The sequence below is a fragment of the Marinobacter sp. Arc7-DN-1 genome (genome assembly GCF_003441595.1).
Classification (GTDB): Bacteria; Pseudomonadota; Gammaproteobacteria; order Pseudomonadales; family Oleiphilaceae; genus Marinobacter; species Marinobacter metalliresistant.
In genome coordinates this window covers 454048-471055 of sequence record NZ_CP031848.1, presented here as the reverse complement: position 1 = coordinate 471055, position 17008 = coordinate 454048, and the positions used below count along the sequence as shown (strand labels likewise).

Below are 17008 nucleotides of genomic sequence, written 5' to 3'. Positions count from 1 at the left end.
AGAATGATATGACCGCCGCCGAGCTGTTCTGGGCGACCAAACAAGGCATCCGGTTTACCGGAATGCCCGCCTGGGGCCCGTCCCGAAGCGACCAGGAGCTGTGGGACATTGTCGCGTTTGTGATGACACTGCCGAAAATGAATGCCGCGGATTATGATGCGCTGCGGGTGAGACCCGAACAAAGGAGATTGAAGATGCAGATCGGAATGATAGGCCTGGGACGTATGGGCAGCAATATGGTGCGGCGCCTGCTGCGGGGAGGGCACGAATGTGTGGTGTACAACCGTAGCCCCGAAGCCGTCGAGGCACTTGCCAACGAAGGCGCCGTCGGCTCGGTGTCGCTGGAGGATTTTGTCGCCCGCATGACCCCGCCGCGCGCGGTCTGGCTGATGGTGCCCGCGACAGTCGTGGATGAGATGCTGGCACGGCTGGCGCCGCTGCTCGAAGCGGGCGACATCGTCATCGATGGCGGCAATTCCTATTACCGCGACGATATCCGGCGCGCGGCCGAACTGCAGCAGAACGAGGTGCATTATGTGGATGTGGGAACCAGTGGCGGCGTCGCTGGTCTGGAGCGTGGTTTTTGCCTGATGATTGGTGGCGAGCAGGACATCGTCCGGCACCTCGATCCGGTTTTTGCCACGCTGGCCCCGGGAATGGGCACGGCGCCACGCACCCCTGGCCGGGACAAGCCCGGCAGCACCGCCGAACAGGGCTACCTGCACTGCGGTCCGCACGGCGCCGGGCACTTCGTCAAGATGGTCCACAACGGCATCGAATACGGTCTGATGGCGGCGTACGCCGAGGGCCTGAACATCCTGCACAACGCCAACGCCGGCAAGCGCGCGCATGATAGTGATGCCGAGACTGCGCCAATGCCCAACCCCGAGTATTACCAGTACGAGCTGGACCTGCCCGAGATCGCGGAAGTCTGGCGGCGCGGCAGCGTGGTGGCGTCATGGCTGCTCGATCTCACGGCCGCGGCGCTGGTGGAGGATGCCGATCTGCGCGGCTTCTCGGGGCGGGTGTCGGATTCCGGTGAGGGGCGCTGGACAGCACTGGCGGCTATCGACGAGGGCGTGCCGGCGCCGGTCATCAGCGCGGCGCTGTTCGGGCGCTTTGGCTCGCGTGGCGATGCCGACTATGCCAACCGGGTGCTGTCTGCGATGCGAAAGCAGTTTGGCGGGCACGATGAAAAGAAAAAGGAGCACTGAGTTGGATATCGGCCACAACCACATACCGCCGGCGGATGCACTGGTGCTGTTCGGCATTACCGGTGATCTTGCCCGCAAGAAGATCTTTCCGGCGCTCTACGCGATGGCCAAACGCGGCACCCTCAACGTCCCGGTGGTCGGCGTCGCCAATTCCAGGTTAAGCCCGGCGCAACTGCGCCAGCGCGCCCGGGATGCCATCGAGGCGTCCGGCAAGATCGATGACAAACCCGCCCTTGATAGACTGCTCTCCCTGCTCGACTACGTCAGTGGCGACTACAACGACCCGGGTACGTTCACGGCACTCAGGAAAGCGCTGGGCGAGGCCCGGCGACCGGCGCACTACCTGGCTATCCCGCCTTCCTTGTTCGAGACAGTCACCCAGGGGCTCGGTGCCGCGGACCTGGCCGGGCAGGCCCGCGTCATCGTCGAAAAGCCGTTCGGGCGCGACCTGGCTTCCTCGCGGGCACTCAACCACGTGCTGCGTTCGGTGTTTGCGGAAGATGCAATTTTCCGCATCGATCACTACCTCGGCAAGGAAGCGATCATGAATATCCTCTATTTCCGCTTCGCCAATTCCTTCCTCGAGCCGATCTGGAACCGCGACCACGTGGCCAGCGTGCAGATCACGTTGGCCGAGGATTTCGGTGTGGAGGGGCGCGGCGCATTTTTCGAAAGCGCCGGCACGCTTCGGGATGTCGTCCAGAACCACCTGTTCCAGATCCTCGCACTGCTGGCCATGGAGCCGCCGGGCTATCAGGGTTTTGACGCGGTGCACGCCGAAAAATACAAAGTGTTCCGGGCCATGCGCCCGCTCGCGCCCGACGACCTGGTGCGCGGCCAGTACGCCGGTTACCGCCAGGAGCCGGGTGTGGCGAAGGAGTCCGACGTCGAGACCTTCTGCGCTCTGCGGCTGTTCATAGATTCCTGGCGCTGGCAGGGAGTACCGTGGTATCTGCGCGCGGGCAAGAGTCTGCCCACCACGGTGGCCGAGGTCCTGGTTGAGTTGAAGCCGCCGCCGCAGCGGCTGTTCGACGATTCGCTGCCGGCGACCGGGTCGGCCAATTATCTGCGCTTCCGGCTGTCCCCGGGCTCCACCGTCGCCCTGGCCGCCCGCATCAAGCGCGCAGGCAAGGACTTCACCGGCGACCAGCACGAGCTCTTCCTGCAGGATCAGCAGCCGGAAGATGAATCGCCCTATGAGCGGCTTTTGGGAGACGCCATGGCCGGTAATGGGGCGCTATTCGCCCACGAAGATTGTCTCGAGGCTGCCTGGGCGGTCGTTGACCCGGTTCTGACCACGCATCACCGGGCTCTGGCGTATCCACCCGGTAGTTGGGGGCCAGAGGCAGCAGATGCGCTTATTGCGGCAGACGGCAGCTGGTACAACCCGATACCGGTGAAGGCGAGAAAATGACAATGACGAACGAAGTGGTGTTTCTGCTCGACGTGGACAGGCTGCTAGACAACATCACGCGCGATCTGCTGGACCGCGTCGCCTCAAAAATCGAAGTGCTGACCAAGGCCAGGCAGACATGAGCGGCGCGACGCTGACCACAGTTTCGGCCGCGCCGGCGCAACGCCTGGCAGAGCCGCCGATCAACGTGACGGAAAAACGCGCCGTGCTGCACACCGTCCTGCCGCGGAGCGGACGATCATGAAGCCGAGTCCCCTTGCAGGCAAGCCGGCCACGCCAGCGGTACTGGTCGATGTGTCTAAACTTGTTACGGCCTATTACTCGGACGTGCCAGATGTTTCAGTGCCGGAGCAGCGAGTTAAGTTCGGCACCTCGGGGCATCGCGGTTCCGCGTTCGAAAACAGCTTCAACGAAGGGCATGTGCTCGCCATCAGTCAGGCCATTTGCGATTACCGAGTGCAGCAGGGCATCAATGGCCCACTGTTTCTGGGTATCGACACACATGCGCTGTCCGAGCCCGCCTGCGCCAGCGCGCTCGAGGTGCTGGCGGCCAACGGGGTGGACGTCATGCTTGCCGAGAACGACGAATACACGCCCACGCCAGTGATTTCTCACGCCATTCTCTCTTACAACCGCGGACGCGCTAGCGGACTGGCGGACGGCATTGTCATCACGCCGTCGCACAATCCGCCCGACAGCGGCGGCTTCAAGTACAACCCGCCCAACGGCGGGCCGGCGGATAAGGACGTTACCGGATGGATCGAAGCCAGAGCCAACGGATTTCTGAAAAACGGCCTCCAGGGCGTGAAGAGAATGCCTTTGGAGAAGGCGCTGCACGCCGCCACCACCCACCGCCACGACTTCCTCAACGCTTACGTGAGCGATCTCGGCAACGTGATCGACATGGAGGCGATCCGCGGCGCGAACATCAGTATGGGCGTGGATCCACTCGGCGGCGCCGGCGTTCACTACTGGGGACCGATTGCCGAGCGCTACGGTTTGAATCTGACGGTGGTGAACGAAGCCGTCGATCCGACCTTCCGCTTCATGACGGTTGACTGGGACGGCCAGATCCGCATGGACCCGTCATCAGCCTACGCGATGCAGAGCCTGATCGGCCTCAAGGATCGCTTCGACATCGCTTTTGCCTGCGACACCGACCACGACCGGCACGGCATCGTCACCCGCAACGCGGGTTTGCTGCCGCCCAACCATTACCTGGCAGTTTCCATTTTCTACCTGTTCCAGCATCGGCCGGAGTGGAGCAAGGATGCGGCGGTGGGTAAGACGGTGGTTAGCAGCCAGATGATTGATCGCGTCACGACCAAGCTCGGCCGCCAGCTCTACGAGGTGCCGGTCGGTTTTAAATGGTTTGTGGATGGCCTGCTTGACGGGTTGCTCGGCTTCGGCGGCGAAGAGAGCGCGGGCGCATCCTTCCTGCGTCGTGACGGCAGCGTCTGGACGACGGACAAAGACGGCATCGTTCCGGCTTTGCTCGCCGCGGAAATCACCGCGCGCATGGGCCGCGATCCCGGCGAGATCTACCGCGAGCTGACGCGCGAGTTCGGCGAACCTGCCTATGACCGGGTCGAGGCGCCTGCCACGCCGGCGCAAAAAGCGATGCTGTCAAAACTCTCGCCACAACAGGTGCGGATCTCGCAACTGGGCGGCGAGAAGATCGACCGCATACTCGACCGCGCGCCTGGCAACAACGCCCCGATCGGCGGCATCAAGGTGGTCAGCGCCAGCGGCTGGTTCGCCGCGCGGCCGTCCGGCACCGAGGACATTTACAAAATCTACGCGGAGAGCTTTCGCGGCGAAGACCACCTGCGTGCCCTGCTAAGCGAGGCGCAGACCATCGTCGACCAGGCGCTGACGGGGCATTGATGCGCGCCACACTATTTGCACAGTTAAGGAGTGGCCATGTCAGACCCACTCGATCAGCTTTGCATCAACACTGTGCGGTTTCTGTCGGTGGACGCCCCTGTCAATGAAAGACACTATTGAATGACAAGACATCGCGAACATGAAGGCATCTAAGGAGTCACCAGTGGCTCAGCAGGTTGACGAATTAACCAGTCGGAACACTGTCTACGGATCGTTCTGCTCCGGCAGTGGCTGGATCCTATTGATGTCTCCGGTTGGGACTGCCGGATCGTCCTTGATGATCACCATGATGCCGCCGCCGATAATAGCAATGGCGAGGATGGCTTTGATAATGATCGATTTCCACATGAGTGGCTCCTGTCGGCATTTTTGACGTCTCTACGGACTTTATGGGCAGCGGCGGCCTGTAACAACCCTGTAGCCGAAAAACTGTGGACCCTACAAAAGTCGCTTCGACAGTATAGCCGGTCTCGGCAATACTGGAACCTGGACTTCGGAGAAGGCGGTCGGAAGTTGTTCCCAAAATACGCTGTAAATACTTCCCTGTACGCTTGGCTCCGCACGATTTTGGGAACAACTTCCGGACCGCCTCTGCCACGTATATGGGCTCGAACAGGAGAGCAGTCATGACAGAACAATCGGAACCGCTGGTCCACAAGTACAGCGAAAACGGCATTACCACACTCACGCTGAACCAGCCCGGTAAGAAAAACAGCCTTTCGATGGCCATGCTGGAGGCATTGTCCGAAGAGCTGGAGACCATCGCCTCGGATTCTGAAACCCGGGTTGTGGTTCTGGCGGCCCATGGCAACGTGTTCTGCGCCGGGCACGATCTTCGGGAAGTCCGGGAACAGTTCGATAGCCACGAGTTTCAGCTGGCACTGTTTAACCAGTGCAGCAAGGTAATGCAGCAGATCGTGAATCTGCCCCGGCCGGTGATTGCCCGGGTGGCGGGCGTTGCAACAGCGGCGGGCTGTCAGCTGGTGGCCAGTTGTGATCTTGCGGTGGCGGCGGATACCGCGCGGTTTGCCACGCCCGGGGTGAATATCGGGCTGTTCTGTTCAACGCCGATGGTAGCGCTGTCGCGGAATGTGTCGCGCAAGCATGCGATGGAAATGCTGCTGACCGGTGAGCTGATCAGCGCGCCGAAGGCAGAGCGCCTGGGGCTGGTGAACCAGGTGGTGGATGAGCAGATTTTGGATGAAGCCGTCTACAAGCTGGCCCGCACCATTGCCGGAAAATCGGGCCATACCCTGAAGATCGGCAAGGAGGCGTTCTACCGGCAGTTGGAAATGCCACTGGCCGAGGCCTACGAGTACACCTCTCAGGTGATGGCGGACAATATGATGGCGAACGATGCCCAGGAAGGTATCTGTGCGTTCCTGGACAAACGCAAGCCGGACTGGAAGGACAGCTGAGGCCTGCCCGGCTAACGTGCCGGGCAATTCTCCGTTCTCAGGTTCAGGCGATCACCTTGCCGGAGCTGGTGTTTCCGGAAGAACCCGGCGTTCATCTCCACTGCCTTGATGAAAGGCACGCCGGCCGGGTAGCTGGGGCACCTGGAACCACTGGCTGAAACGCAGGGCACCATCTGGCGGATACTGCCAATCACCCCGTCCCGGTTCAGGTACGCGATGTCCAGCGGAATCAGGGTGTTGTACATCCAGAAGCCGTGACCGGCGTCTCTGGGTTCCCGGTACTCGAAGAGCATGCCGGCATCGGGCGCCAGGGAGGTTCGACCCATCAATCCTTTTCGCCGCTGTTCCGCGGTGCTGGCCACTTCCAGTTGGACGGGCACGGAGCCTGCCTCTGAGACAAAGCAAGCATCAATGACCGGCAGGCCCTCCTGGGGCGCGGCTACGCCCAGGGAGCAGCCATACACTGCGGGACCGGCTGCAAGTATCGCCCAGTACTTCAGCGTGCGGAACAGGCTGATTCCCGGGTTCACGAGCGCAACCGGTAGCCGGTTTTGAAAATCCACCAGATGCCTGTCATGCACGCGGTCAGGAACACGAGGGTCATGCCTACGCTGATGCCCACATGGACGTCGGACACGCCATAGAACGCCCAGCGGAAGCCACTGATCAGGTATACCACAGGATTGAACAGGCTGATGGTTTGCCAGGTTTCCGGCAGCATATCGATGGAGTAAAAGGTACCGCCAAGGAACACCAGCGGCGTTACGATCATCATGGGTACAATCTGCAGTTTCTCGAACCCGTCCGCCCAGATGCCGATGATGAATCCAAACAGGCTGAAGGTGATTGAGGTGAGCACCAGGAAGGAGACCATCCAGAAGGGGTGCAGCACGTCGTAATCCACAAAGAATTTCGCCGTTGCCAGAATAATCAGCCCCAGGATGACTGACTTGGTGGCCGCAGCACCCACGTAGCCAAGCACCACTTCCACGTAGGACACCGGCGCCGAGAGCACCTCATAGATGGTGCCGGAGAACTTGGGCATGTAGATGCCGAAGGAGGCGTTGGAAATGCTCTGCATCAGCAGGGACAGCATCACCAGGCCGGGAATGATATAGGCACCGTAGGCGATGTTGTTGATGTCGCCCATGCGTGAGCCAATGGCCGAGCCGAAAACGACAAAGTACAGGGAGGTGGAGATCACCGGTGAAAGCACGCTCTGCATCACCGTGCGCTTCATGCGGGCCATTTCAAAATTGTAGATTGCGCGGATACCGTAAAGGTTCATGCCTTTCTCCAATGGGTCGGCGGGCTTATTCATGCACCAGGCCGACAAAAATCTCTTCGAGGGAACTTTCCCGGGTTTGCAGATCCCGGTACTCGATACCAAGGTCGCCGAGTGTGCGAAGCAGCCGGGCCACGCCGGCTTGTTCCTGCTGGGAATCGAAGGTGTAAACCAGCTCGTAACCGTCGTCCGACAGTTCCACGGGCTCCAGCATGAGTTCGCCGGGCATCTTGTCCAGCTTCTGCTGCAGTTGGAGCCGGAGTTCCTTTTTGCCCAGTTTGGTCATCAGCTGGGCTTTGTCTTCCACCAGGATGATCTCACCACCCCGGATCACACCGATGCGGTCCGCCATTTCCTCGGCCTCTTCGATGTAATGGGTGGTGAGGATGATGGTGACGCCGTTTTCCCGGAGCTTGCGGACCATTTCCCACATGTCCCGGCGCAATTCCACGTCAACGCCGGCGGTGGGCTCATCCAGGAACAGGATCTGCGGCTCGTGGGACAGGGCCTTGGCAATCATCACCCGGCGCTTCATGCCGCCCGAGAGGGACATGATCCGATTGTTGCGTTTGTCCCACAGGGACAGGTCTTTCAGCACCTTCTCGATGTGTGCCGGCTTCGGTGGCTTGCCGAACAGGCCACGGCTGAAAGACACCGCGCTCCAGACGGTCTCGAAGGAATCGGTATTCAGCTCCTGGGGTACCAGGCCAATGGTTTCCCGGGCCTTGCGGTAGTCTTTGACGATGTCGTAACCGGCGGCTTGTACTTGGCCGGAAGAGAGGTTGACGATGCCGCAGATGATACTGATCAGCGTGGTTTTGCCGGCGCCATTGGGGCCGAGCAGGGCGAAGATCTCGCCACGCTTGATGTCCAGGTTGATGTCTTTCAGGGCCTGGAAGCCGTCATCATAAACCTTGCTTAGGTGCTTAACGGAAATATCCGGCTGCACGGGCGTGTCCTGTGGTCAGAATGGGTCAATTGAAGGCGCCGTATTTTCTCATGACTGGCGCCAGTTTAGAAACCTTTGCCTTGGCAGGAGAAACCACCATAATACCGTGCTGGTTAATTCAGGGTGCGGTTATGGTACGCGCAATAGCAGTTGTGGGATTGATCGTGGGTTTGATTGCTGCCGTGGTCTTCGGCCCGCGAATGCTGGGGGATGCCGTTAACCAAAGCGGGAGCGGCCAACCCATGGCCGAGTGCAATCTTCTCGCTGCGCCCTGCCAGTGGACGACGCCCGCTGGCAAGTGGGAGGCGACTCTGGATACATTAACCGGGGAGGGTGAGCCGGGTATTGAATACCAGCTCACAGTAACCACCCCGCAGCGACCTGAGCGGTTTCTGGCGGTTCTGAGAGGCGAATCCATGTACATGGGGGAGTATCCGGTGCCTCTGGGCAACCGCATTGAAAACAAATATTCCGCACGCTTTACCGCGCCTTTCTGCACTATGGACTCCGCCATGACCTGGCGTATTGATCTGCAGCAGGGCCAGGAGCCGATCGGTGATATTCCGCTAAAGCTGGTATTTCAGGCCCAGTCACGCTGAGAGCCGCAAACCGGGAATCGGTTGGCTGACAAGCGGTCGGGATTGTGTAAAATGGCGAAATTGCCAATGTCAGGGGGCACGTGATGGATTACGGAGATAGTGTTCAGAAGGTACTGCTGAGGAAAATCCGCAAGGCCGAGCAGGATCTGATCCAGCTGAAACTCGATTATTGCCGTTTTGTCTTCGGGTTGACCCACCGGGCGAAAGTGCTGGCCGGCGGCGTCACCTACGTGGTGCGGTCGGTGGATGTGGACAGCATGGCCAATACCGATGATGGCGGGTTCACACACCCAGAGATTACCGGTACCCGGGCAGACGAACAGGACCACGCAGAACCGGTTGCCCTGGGCACTGACTGGGTGCTTGAAACCACTCCGAGACAGGCCACTAGATAAACGCGTTGGCGGTAATGGCCTCGTAAAGGCTCGACGCCGGCGGCACGTACTGACTTTCCCGCCAGAATTCCGCGCCTTCCAGCCCTGCCCGGAAGCAGGCCAGCAGTACGGTGCTTCCGGTTAATGTGCTTATTGCCTGGAGGGCTTCCTGTTGCGGGATGCCGGTCTTACGGCTGGCGATCTGGGCGACCACGCGGGCCAGCGCCCCGGAATGGCGGGTGGATTTTTCGCTGAGTGCGCATCCGGCACCGTACAACCACGCCGCGGCATACGCCCGCACCACTTCCGGTGCCGCAGGCAGTTCCAAGCCGTTCACCCTGCAATCCCGCTCCTGCAAGCCGGCAAGGATATGCAACTGGGTGATCAGCCGGGCCCGATCTGAAACAGGTCTGGACGAATGCTGCCCGAAACTTCCCCGGGCAGCGGTGCGGGGCTCACTGACATAGACAGGAGACGTGCAATTAACGGGTTCCGCGCGCACCAGCGCCGACATCCGGAAAGCCAGTAAAAGAAGCAGCGCCAGCAGCCCCACCTGAGTAAGAAGAATCAACCCGTCAACCATGGTCACCAGAACCCGGAATGTTGCAAAAGGTGATTACATTGTAACGGTATGTATCTGACCAATACCGCCAACCTGTCGCCATATCCTGGCTCAGAATTGACTCAAATGACGGAACTGTGACAGGGATCGCAGCGGGCATTCCGTGAAAAGCAGGCCGATCAGCAGGTTGGCATGGTCTGCAGGGCCAGTTTCCTGCGAATGTAACGGCCCAGGGCATCAATGCCGATGTTCAGAAGGGCGGTGATCAGGATCAGGATCATGGCCCGATCAAACCGGATGTTCTGGATGGCACTGTCGACATAGAAGCCCAGCGTGTAGATACCAAGAATGCCGAGAATGGCGGTTTCCCGCATGATGATTTCCCACCGGTAGAAAAGAAACGCAAGGAAGGACCGGTAGACCCGCGGAACCAGTTCCCAGCTGTAACGGTTGAAACCGGTGGGCGCGTCCGGGCGCAGGTGTATGGAGTTGGTCTGCCGGCCAATCAGGTGGCCGATGATGCCGCCGTTATGAAGCGCCAGTGCCACCACCGCTGGCAGCATGGACGGTCCCCAGAGCTGCAGGAGAATATAGGCCAGGATGTATTCCGGCGTGGAACGCGCAATCACCAGGAAAACATGTCCGGAGGTACGCCGGACCGGGCCGCCGAAATGATTGGAGATCAACGGGAAAGCCAGAAGGGTCAGTATTCCGGTAGCCACAAGGGCGATCTGGGTAAGTACCAGGGTATTCCAGATGCCGGGCAGGGCCTCGTTAATCATCAGGTCGCTCAGCCAGGGCAGCAGGCCTGCCAGCCCCTCGCCATCCCGCAGCGGGCTGGGGACGATGTCCTTAGTGAAAAAGCGTTCCATATTGCCCCAGACAATCGGCAGCCCTTCGCCCAGAAAGAATGGAGCACCGAGAACATAAACCGGCAAGAGCTTTGGTTTCACCCACAGGGGCATCGTTGCAATCAACACGTAAAACAGGATCAGCATTGCCCCGGCATCGGAGTAGAGCCCCTGGGAGAAGGAAGATTCCAGGTAGAAGCCGAGCGTGGGCAAGCCAACGAACCCGAGAATGGCGCTGGAACGAAGGCCGCATTCCAGGCGGTAGGCGGTGTAGGTCCGCAACTGCACCCAGCACTCGGGAATACGGGTGTAGAGAAACGCTGCGATAACCCCGGTGCGCGGCGGCAGCAGACGCCCGGGTTCCGGGTCCGCCTCATCCAGGATCTCGGAATAGACCTTGGCGAAAATCCCTGAGTAGGGAATGGCTATCGCCAGCACCCCGGTAAGGGGGTGAAATCCAAAAAACTGAAGAAAAATGAGCGCCCAGAAAAGCTCGTGGATGGCCCGGATAAAGGCACAGAATATCCGGACAGGCAGCAAGTGGTAGGCCAGCGACAGTAAAAATCCGCAAACGCTACCCAACGCCACCCCCACAAAGGCAAAGGCAACGGTTCTCAGCAGCGCGGTCATCAAGCCTTCGCTGCTGAAGAAATTCGGAGTGATCACGCCAAGAAAGAAGTTGCCGAGGTCCCGCCAGGGATTCGATGCCGTAATGGCGATGTCAGCAAACAGCAGTCCGACCAGGGCGATGCCAAGGAAGATCAGGCTGGTGCGAACCGTTGGCGAAGAAAGCATGTAACTGGCCGCTTCCCTAGTAGAGAGACATGATGTCGGCTGCCTTCAGGTGGTCACTGGCTTCATCCAGGGCCACCTGTCCGTCCTGGATTCCGACGATCCGGTTGCAGTATTTCAGGGCCATTTCGACATCGTGGAGGGCTATCACACTTGTGGCGAATCGTTGCCTGAGTAGCTGCATTACCAGATGAGCCATGGGGCCGTCGAGTGCGGAAATTGGCTCGTCAGCAAGCAACACCGGCGCATTACGATAAAGAGCACGGGCAATGGCAACCCGCTGACGTTGGCCTCCGGAGAGCGAAGCGGTCGGCATCCAGAGTTTTTCCGACATGCCCAGCGCTTGTAGAATCTCGCGAACCTTATCGCGGTCCCGGAAAAACGGGCGTATCAGGGTAACCGTACTGTACCAGGCAGAATGTTTGTCGAGCTGGCCCATAAACACGTTATGGAATACCGGCAGTGCATTCACCAGGCCCAGATCCTGGGGTACCAGGGAGGACTCGCGATCAACCCGTTCGTGAATCAAGCGCATGAGTGTGGACTTACCGGCACCGCTCTTGCCAACCAGAGCGACCTTTTCACCCTGTTGAACCCTCAGTGAGAGCGGGCCAATAACCCGCTCACCACCGAAAGAGGCCGTGAGGCCCGTTAGGTCAAAGCCTGACATCAATCGAGGATCCCAATCTCTTCCGCAGTCTTGCGAACAGGCTCGTAATCGTCGTTCGATGCAGGAATAAAACCGGAGCGGGGAAAGCTCTCAAGCAGTTTGTGATCGTCCAGGTTGAGAAGAGCTTCGGTGACGCGCTGCTTGAAACCGTCGCCGAAACGCTCGTCGACGTCACCGCGAATGGTCCACTGATAGTCCGGGTAGGCAGGCGTGGTCCAGATGACCTTAACCGCGTCGGTGTCGATGTTGCCGTCGGCCAGTTCTTTTTCCCAAACCTGAAAGTTCAGGGCGCCCACTTCGTAGGTACCGGCTTCCACAAGACGCAGGGTACGGGTGTGGTTGCCGCTGAAGCCAACGCGGGAGAAGAAGTCTGCCGGCCGGGCGCCAAACACGTCACGGATATAGAATTCAGGCATCAGGCGGCCGGATGTAGAGCCCTTGGAACCAAAGGTGAAGGTTTTACCCCGGAGTTCATCTTCCAGCGCGGAAAGCTCATCCGCAGGCTCTATACCGGTGCTGGTGTTGGCAATGAAGTAGGTTTCAAACGCTTCATCTTCCACGCCCTGGGCAATCGCCTCGGAGCCCGGCACCAGGCGACGCGCCTGAACACCGGACAGCCCGCCAAACCAGGCCAGTTGAACCTGATTATTGCGGAACGCGGAAACTGCGGCGGCGTAAGATTTAACCGGGATGTAGCGGACCTCAACATCCAGTTCACCGGAGAGGTAATCCGCAACACCTTTGAAGCGCTCTACCAGTTTGGTTTCATCCTCATCGGGTATGGCTGTAAACACAAAGGTTTCAGCGGCCGCCGATGCTGCGGTGAAACAGAAAAGGCTGGAAATCATCAATTTCCGTATAAGATTAAGAGCCATTGGGCCCCCTTATTTTGCCAGACAGTGTTTTGCTGGACAGTTTGGATTTGCGGCGAGTGAAATCAACGTTCCCCGGTGTCCGGCAGGATACCTTGATTTACGTTAACTCTGAACAGCTATACGATTTCCGGGTTTAATTGGCTCAGGGGCCGGTGCCTTATTTTTCACTTATTCAATCGCAAGCGTGTGCCATGAAGATAGTCATAATTACTCCAGCAGAACCTGGATCAAAAGCGGGCAACCGGGCCACGGCAGAGCGCTGGAAATCCCTGCTGGGAAATGCCGGGCACAGGGTCTCTGTGGTTACGGAATACCGGGGGGAACCCTGTGATGCCTTCGTGGCTTTGCACGCCTGGCGTAGCGTTCGGGCGATTCGCCAGTTTCGGGAAACCCGCCCGGGAAAGCCCCTGATCGTCGCGCTTACCGGAACCGATATCTACCGGCACCAGCATGAGTTTCCGCAGGACACGCTGTACTCCATAACGGAAGCAGATGCGCTGATCGGGCTGCATGAGCTGGTGGCAAACGACATCCCCGCTGGGTTCGCCACCAAACTGGTCACCCTCTACCAGTCAGCGGAGGGGCCTGAAAGCCTTCCTTCACCGCAGCCAGCCCAGGCGAATGCAGGGTTCGGCGTGTGTGTAATTGGCCACCTGAGAGAGGAAAAGGACTCACTACGGGCTGCGTATGCAGCGAGGTTGCTGCCAGACGATTCATCGATCCGGGTTCTCTGCGCTGGTAAGCCCCACAACGGGGAGTGGCAGAGGATGGCCGAGCGGGAAATGGAGCAGAACCCACGCTTCCGCTGGCTGGGCGAACTGGAGCAGGATGAAATCCGGCAACTGATGGCAAACAGTCAGTTAATGGTGATCAGTTCAGTGATGGAGGGCGGCGCCAATGTTGTCTCAGAAGCCTGCAGGGCCGGCCTGCCGGTGATTGCCTCAAGCATCCCCGGGAATATTGGATTGCTTGGAAAAGATTATCCTGGCTATTTTCCCGTGAAGGATGAGCGGGCCCTGGCAGGCCTGCTTTACCGTGCAGAACAGCATCCGGAATTCCTGGCGGCCCTGAAAGTGCAGGTCAGCCAACTGGCCGGGCATTTTGTACCGGAAAACGAGCAGGCATCTCTGGAGCAGGCGCTGACCCTGGCGGTGCAGCGCTGCTCAGAGAGGGCTTAATCCCGAAGGGAGACAGGCTCTATGGGACCGGTTTCGTCCTGAGCCGTGACGCGGCCAATGATGGCGGCGTGGGGATAGCCCAACGTTTTCAGCTCCCGGACACATTCCTCTGCCTTGTCGGCAGCGACGCCGGCGAGCAGGCCGCCGGCCGTCTGGGGATCGAAAATCAGCGGATAGCGGGGATGATTTACCCACGTCTCCTGATCCCGGATACCGCGCCGCAACCGGATATTGGCCGGCTGCAGCGAACTCAGAATGCCCGCGGCTGCGGTTTCCTCGGCACCCGGCAATACCGGAATGGCGGACAGGTCCAGCTCCGCATCTACTCCGGACGGTCTGGTCATCTCCACCAGATGCCCGAGCAAACCAAATCCGGTCACATCCGTGCAGGCCTTGGAACCGAACTTCCTCAGGCAATCCGCCGCGGCCTTGCTGGACTGAACCATGGAGGCGAGGGCAGAGTCGATCCAGCGGCCTTTGGCAGCCAGCCTGGCGTGGGCGGCAAAGAGCGTTCCGGTGCCGATGGGTTTGGTGAGAATCAGCGCGTCTCCGGCTTTCAAACCCCCTTTGCTCATCACGTCTTCCGGGTCGATCAGGCCGTTTACCGCAAAGCCCAGTGCCAATTCCCTGCCTTCGCCGGTGTGGCCGCCAACCAGGGCACAGCCGGCTTCGTTCAGCACTTCCACCGCACCAGACATCATCTGGTACACCACGTCTTCAACCTTGGATTCAATACCGTAAGGCACGGTGGCCACTGCCGTGGCACTCTGGGCTTCTGCGCCCATGGCAAAGACATCGCCGAGGCTGTGGTTGGCGGCAACCTTGCCAAATACGTAGGGGTCGTCAATAAAGGCGCGGAAGAAGTCCACGGTATGAACCACCGCTTTACCCGGCGGTACCTTCAGAACCGCCGCATCATCCGGGGCGTGAAGGCCGATAAGGATGTCGTCCCGTTCGATGGGCCTGAGTTCGCCCAGGGCCCGGGAAAGAACGGTACTACCTACCTTGGCGCCACAACCGCCACAGCGCATGGCCACGGCAGAAATGGCCTGGGAGGCTTCCTCAGAGTTTTGGGCGGCAGCCGTATCCGGTAGTTTCGATTCATCCTCCATGGGAGGCAAGTCGTTGAATTTCTTCATGAACCGGCGGTCGATCCAGTCTTTCCAGCGCCAAACCCAGCGGCCATCAAACCGCATATCGCCACGGGATGCCACCGCATACTTGTTACCGGTGCTGATCAGTGCCAGCCACTTCTGCTGCGGGTAGAAGTCCCTCGGGTCTTTGCCGGTTGCCAGCCGTTTGAGGTTGTCCGCCAGGGGGGGCCCTTGCCGCACCGCAAACACACCCGCTTTCTCCCGGGGATGGTTGGTTACGTTGGCGATATCGCCAGCGGCAAAAATGCTGTCGTCGTTCTCGACCTGCAGGGTGTCTCGAACCCGGAGGAAAAGGCCGTCGTCCAGGGCCAGGCCCGTTTCCTTCAGCCACTCCGGACCTCCGGCCCGGGTCACCCAGAGTACCTCGTCGGTTTGCAGGGTTTCACCGGATTCCGTTATCAGCAGGCCTTGCTGAACCTTGCTCACCGGCGCTCCGAGATGAACCTTCACGCCACGCTCAGACAGTGACTTCCTGAAAACCTCACAAACCTTTGCGTTGTGGGTGGGAAGTATCTCGTCAGCAGCATCAAAGAGGTGAAAATGCAGTTGCGCTGGGTCCTTGCCCCGCTGTTTCAGCTCGTTCTCGAGGCGGAACTGCATGGCCAGAGTCAGTTCAACACCGCCGGCACCGGCACCAACCACGGCCACGGTAAGCGGCCCTTCGTGGTTTTCAATGCGGCAGAGCAGGGCGAGCCAGCGGTTGTTGAAACCGGTAATCGGCTTCACCGGAACCGCATGGTCTGAAGCACCTTCCACGTCATTGACCCGGGGAGACGAACCGATATTGATGGAGAGAATGTCGTAAGGCACATCCGGGCGGCCGCGGCAGATAACCCGCTTTCGATCACGGTTGATGCCGATGGCCTCGGCCCGGTAGAAACGGGCTCCCGCGTATTCCGCCAGTCGACTCAGGTCGATGTGGACATCGTCATAGCTGTAATGGCCCGCTACGTAACCGGGCAGCATGCCGGAGTAGGGTGTGTGGGTATCCCGGCAGATGAGCGTAAGACGCACGCCGGGGACCGGGTTCATGGCGAACCGCTTCAGTACCCCGACGTGGCTGTGCCCGCCGCCAATCAGGACTATGTCCCGTAAAACAGGCTGGTCAGGCGTTCGCATCAGTTAACTTTTTTGGCTTCAGCGGTCAGCTGGCTGTATCCCTTGATGTTTGAGAAGGCCTTCAGCTTTTCCTGATCTGCCTCCGAAGGATTGGCAATCTGATCGATGGAAGTGATGCCCGCATCCTTCATCTTTTTCGCGGTTGCCGGCCCGATGCCTTTGACCTGGGTGAGATCGCTCCTGTCCACCGGCTTCGCGGCCCTGGCGGCAGGTGCTTTTCTGGCAGCAGGTTTCTTGTCAGCGGGCTTCTTGGCAGGTGCCTTGGTGGCTTTCTTCGGCGCGGCTTTCTTGGCTGCGGTGCTGGCTTCCCTGCTGACTTCATCGGTCAGCTTCTTCACCTCGGCGCCCGCCTCTTTAGAGGCGACACCGAGCCGCTCCAGAATGCTGCTCTGCAGCTCGTGGAATTCGTTCAGGCGACGCTCGAACTCCTCATGGAACCGCTTCATCTCTCGGTCACGCAGCTCGTCGATTTCCTTGAGCAGTTTGCGCACCGGCTCCTGAACCTGATTCTGCAGGCTGTCGAACTGCTTCAACGCATCGTTAACAAGGCCTTCGATCTGGGAAGAAGTTTTTTCGAACTCCTTATTCACTTTCTTGACGATTTTATCAACGTTCTGTTTGGCTTTTTTCGCCATGAAATGTCTCCTTCTGGACGGGTTTCAACAAA

General features: G+C 59.5%; 19 protein-coding genes. 9 read left to right on the top strand and 10 right to left on the bottom strand.

Going from position 1 to position 17008, the window contains the following annotated elements:
• Positions 1-8 precede the first annotated feature (8 nt).
• The 5 genes from gnd to pgm are packed head-to-tail and all read left to right on the top strand — an operon-like array spanning position 9 to position 4515.
• Entirely contained in the window at positions 9-1214 is a 1206-nt protein-coding gene (gnd, locus tag D0851_RS02220; RefSeq protein ID WP_117617154.1) for a phosphogluconate dehydrogenase (NAD(+)-dependent, decarboxylating), read from the top strand.
• A 1-nt stretch (position 1215) separates the two neighbouring features.
• Positions 1216-2628: a glucose-6-phosphate dehydrogenase gene (zwf, locus tag D0851_RS02215; RefSeq protein WP_205422256.1), complete on the top strand. Its 1413-nt coding sequence runs from the start codon at positions 1216-1218 to the stop codon at positions 2626-2628.
• On the top strand, positions 2625-2750 hold the full coding sequence (locus tag D0851_RS20775; RefSeq protein WP_264756463.1) for a hypothetical protein: 126 nt from the start codon (positions 2625-2627) through the stop codon (positions 2748-2750). The genes zwf and D0851_RS20775 overlap by 4 nt, the downstream gene beginning before the upstream one ends.
• Positions 2747-2872 (top strand): hypothetical protein, encoded by a 126-nt coding sequence (locus D0851_RS20770; RefSeq protein WP_264756462.1) that lies wholly within the window; start codon positions 2747-2749, stop codon positions 2870-2872. Before D0851_RS20775 ends, D0851_RS20770 begins: the two co-directional genes overlap by 4 nt.
• The gene (gene pgm / locus D0851_RS02210) at positions 2869-4515 is read left to right on the top strand and encodes a phosphoglucomutase (alpha-D-glucose-1,6-bisphosphate-dependent) (RefSeq protein ID WP_117617152.1); all 1647 of its coding nucleotides are present in this window, start codon (positions 2869-2871) and stop codon (positions 4513-4515) included. Before D0851_RS20770 ends, pgm begins: the two co-directional genes overlap by 4 nt.
• A 204-nt stretch (positions 4516-4719) precedes the next feature.
• Here pgm and D0851_RS20145 read toward each other — a convergent pair whose 3' ends face one another.
• Positions 4720-4863, bottom strand: a complete 144-nt coding sequence (locus tag D0851_RS20145) for a hypothetical protein (RefSeq protein ID WP_162893668.1) — start codon at positions 4861-4863, stop codon at positions 4720-4722.
• 278 nt (positions 4864-5141) lie between these two features.
• On the opposite strand from D0851_RS20145, the gene D0851_RS02205 reads away from it, so the two are divergent.
• Positions 5142-5933, top strand: a complete 792-nt coding sequence (locus tag D0851_RS02205) for an enoyl-CoA hydratase (RefSeq protein WP_117617151.1) — start codon at positions 5142-5144, stop codon at positions 5931-5933.
• An 11-nt stretch (positions 5934-5944) separates the two neighbouring features.
• Here the strand turns inward: D0851_RS02205 and D0851_RS02200 are convergent, their stop codons facing one another.
• From D0851_RS02200 to D0851_RS02190, 3 genes are read right to left on the bottom strand one after another with little or no spacing between them, the layout of a single operon-like run.
• Positions 5945-6496 (bottom strand): DUF192 domain-containing protein, encoded by a 552-nt coding sequence (locus tag D0851_RS02200; protein ID WP_227539414.1) that lies wholly within the window; start codon positions 6494-6496, stop codon positions 5945-5947.
• Entirely contained in the window at positions 6460-7221 is a 762-nt protein-coding gene (locus D0851_RS02195; protein ID WP_117620244.1) for an ABC transporter permease, read from the bottom strand. The genes D0851_RS02200 and D0851_RS02195 overlap by 37 nt, the downstream gene beginning before the upstream one ends.
• A 25-nt stretch (positions 7222-7246) precedes the next feature.
• Positions 7247-8167 carry an ABC transporter ATP-binding protein gene (locus tag D0851_RS02190; RefSeq protein ID WP_117617150.1) on the bottom strand — a complete coding sequence of 307 codons (921 nt, stop codon included), beginning with the start codon at positions 8165-8167 and terminating at the stop codon, positions 7247-7249.
• Between the two features lie 131 nt (positions 8168-8298).
• On the opposite strand from D0851_RS02190, the gene D0851_RS02185 reads away from it, so the two are divergent.
• On the top strand, positions 8299-8766 hold the full coding sequence (locus D0851_RS02185) for a hypothetical protein (protein ID WP_117620243.1): 468 nt from the start codon (positions 8299-8301) through the stop codon (positions 8764-8766).
• 83 nt (positions 8767-8849) lie between these two features.
• A complete protein-coding gene (locus D0851_RS02180; protein ID WP_117617149.1) occupies positions 8850-9161 on the top strand; it encodes a hypothetical protein in 312 nt (103 codons plus the stop codon).
• Here D0851_RS02180 and D0851_RS02175 read toward each other — a convergent pair.
• The 4 genes from D0851_RS02175 to D0851_RS02160 all read right to left on the bottom strand — a co-directional run bounded on the left by D0851_RS02175 (position 9154) and on the right by D0851_RS02160 (position 12890).
• Positions 9154-9723, bottom strand: coding sequence for a hypothetical protein (locus D0851_RS02175; RefSeq protein ID WP_117617148.1), 570 nt, complete (start codon positions 9721-9723; stop codon positions 9154-9156). The two genes, D0851_RS02180 and D0851_RS02175, sit on opposite strands and share 8 nt — an antisense overlap.
• Before the next feature lie 158 nt (positions 9724-9881).
• A complete protein-coding gene (locus tag D0851_RS02170; protein WP_117617147.1) occupies positions 9882-11348 on the bottom strand; it encodes a PhnE/PtxC family ABC transporter permease in 1467 nt (488 codons plus the stop codon).
• Between the two features lie 16 nt (positions 11349-11364).
• A complete protein-coding gene (locus D0851_RS02165) occupies positions 11365-12015 on the bottom strand; it encodes a phosphonate ABC transporter ATP-binding protein (RefSeq protein WP_117617146.1) in 651 nt (216 codons plus the stop codon).
• Entirely contained in the window at positions 12015-12890 is an 876-nt protein-coding gene (locus D0851_RS02160; RefSeq protein ID WP_205422255.1) for a putative selenate ABC transporter substrate-binding protein, read from the bottom strand. The genes D0851_RS02165 and D0851_RS02160 overlap by 1 nt, the downstream gene beginning before the upstream one ends.
• Before the next feature lie 191 nt (positions 12891-13081).
• On the opposite strand from D0851_RS02160, the gene senB reads away from it, so the two are divergent.
• Entirely contained in the window at positions 13082-14068 is a 987-nt protein-coding gene (gene senB, locus D0851_RS02155; protein ID WP_117617144.1) for a selenoneine biosynthesis selenosugar synthase SenB, read from the top strand.
• Here senB and selD read toward each other — a convergent pair.
• Entirely contained in the window at positions 14065-16341 is a 2277-nt protein-coding gene (gene selD / locus D0851_RS02150; RefSeq protein ID WP_117617143.1) for a selenide, water dikinase SelD, read from the bottom strand. The genes senB and selD overlap by 4 nt on opposite strands.
• Positions 16341-16976 (bottom strand): helix-hairpin-helix domain-containing protein, encoded by a 636-nt coding sequence (locus D0851_RS02145; protein ID WP_117617142.1) that lies wholly within the window; start codon positions 16974-16976, stop codon positions 16341-16343. The genes selD and D0851_RS02145 overlap by 1 nt, the downstream gene beginning before the upstream one ends.
• Between the last annotated feature and the right edge of the window lie 32 nt (positions 16977-17008).

Excerpts from the sequence above, each read along its gene's own strand:
- gnd (WP_117617154.1), top strand. The coding sequence starts at position 9 with ATGACCGCCGCCGAGCTGTTCTGGGCGACCAAACAAGGCATCCGGTTT.
- D0851_RS20775 (WP_264756463.1), top strand. The coding sequence starts at position 2,625 with ATGACAATGACGAACGAAGTGGTGTTTCTGCTCGACGTGGACAGGCTG.
- D0851_RS20770 (WP_264756462.1), top strand. The coding sequence starts at position 2,747 with ATGAGCGGCGCGACGCTGACCACAGTTTCGGCCGCGCCGGCGCAACGC.
- pgm (WP_117617152.1), top strand. The coding sequence starts at position 2,869 with ATGAAGCCGAGTCCCCTTGCAGGCAAGCCGGCCACGCCAGCGGTACTG.
- D0851_RS20145 (WP_162893668.1), bottom strand. The coding sequence starts at position 4,863 with ATGTGGAAATCGATCATTATCAAAGCCATCCTCGCCATTGCTATTATC.
- D0851_RS02205 (WP_117617151.1), top strand. The coding sequence starts at position 5,142 with ATGACAGAACAATCGGAACCGCTGGTCCACAAGTACAGCGAAAACGGC.
- D0851_RS02195 (WP_117620244.1), bottom strand. The coding sequence starts at position 7,221 with ATGAACCTTTACGGTATCCGCGCAATCTACAATTTTGAAATGGCCCGC.
- D0851_RS02185 (WP_117620243.1), top strand. The coding sequence starts at position 8,299 with ATGGTACGCGCAATAGCAGTTGTGGGATTGATCGTGGGTTTGATTGCT.
- D0851_RS02180 (WP_117617149.1), top strand. The coding sequence starts at position 8,850 with ATGGATTACGGAGATAGTGTTCAGAAGGTACTGCTGAGGAAAATCCGC.
- D0851_RS02175 (WP_117617148.1), bottom strand. The coding sequence starts at position 9,723 with ATGGTTGACGGGTTGATTCTTCTTACTCAGGTGGGGCTGCTGGCGCTG.
- D0851_RS02170 (WP_117617147.1), bottom strand. The coding sequence starts at position 11,348 with ATGCTTTCTTCGCCAACGGTTCGCACCAGCCTGATCTTCCTTGGCATC.
- D0851_RS02165 (WP_117617146.1), bottom strand. The coding sequence starts at position 12,015 with ATGTCAGGCTTTGACCTAACGGGCCTCACGGCCTCTTTCGGTGGTGAG.
- D0851_RS02160 (WP_205422255.1), bottom strand. The coding sequence starts at position 12,890 with ATGGCTCTTAATCTTATACGGAAATTGATGATTTCCAGCCTTTTCTGT.
- senB (WP_117617144.1), top strand. The coding sequence starts at position 13,082 with ATGAAGATAGTCATAATTACTCCAGCAGAACCTGGATCAAAAGCGGGC.
- selD (WP_117617143.1), bottom strand. The coding sequence starts at position 16,341 with ATGCGAACGCCTGACCAGCCTGTTTTACGGGACATAGTCCTGATTGGC.
- D0851_RS02145 (WP_117617142.1), bottom strand. The coding sequence starts at position 16,976 with ATGGCGAAAAAAGCCAAACAGAACGTTGATAAAATCGTCAAGAAAGTG.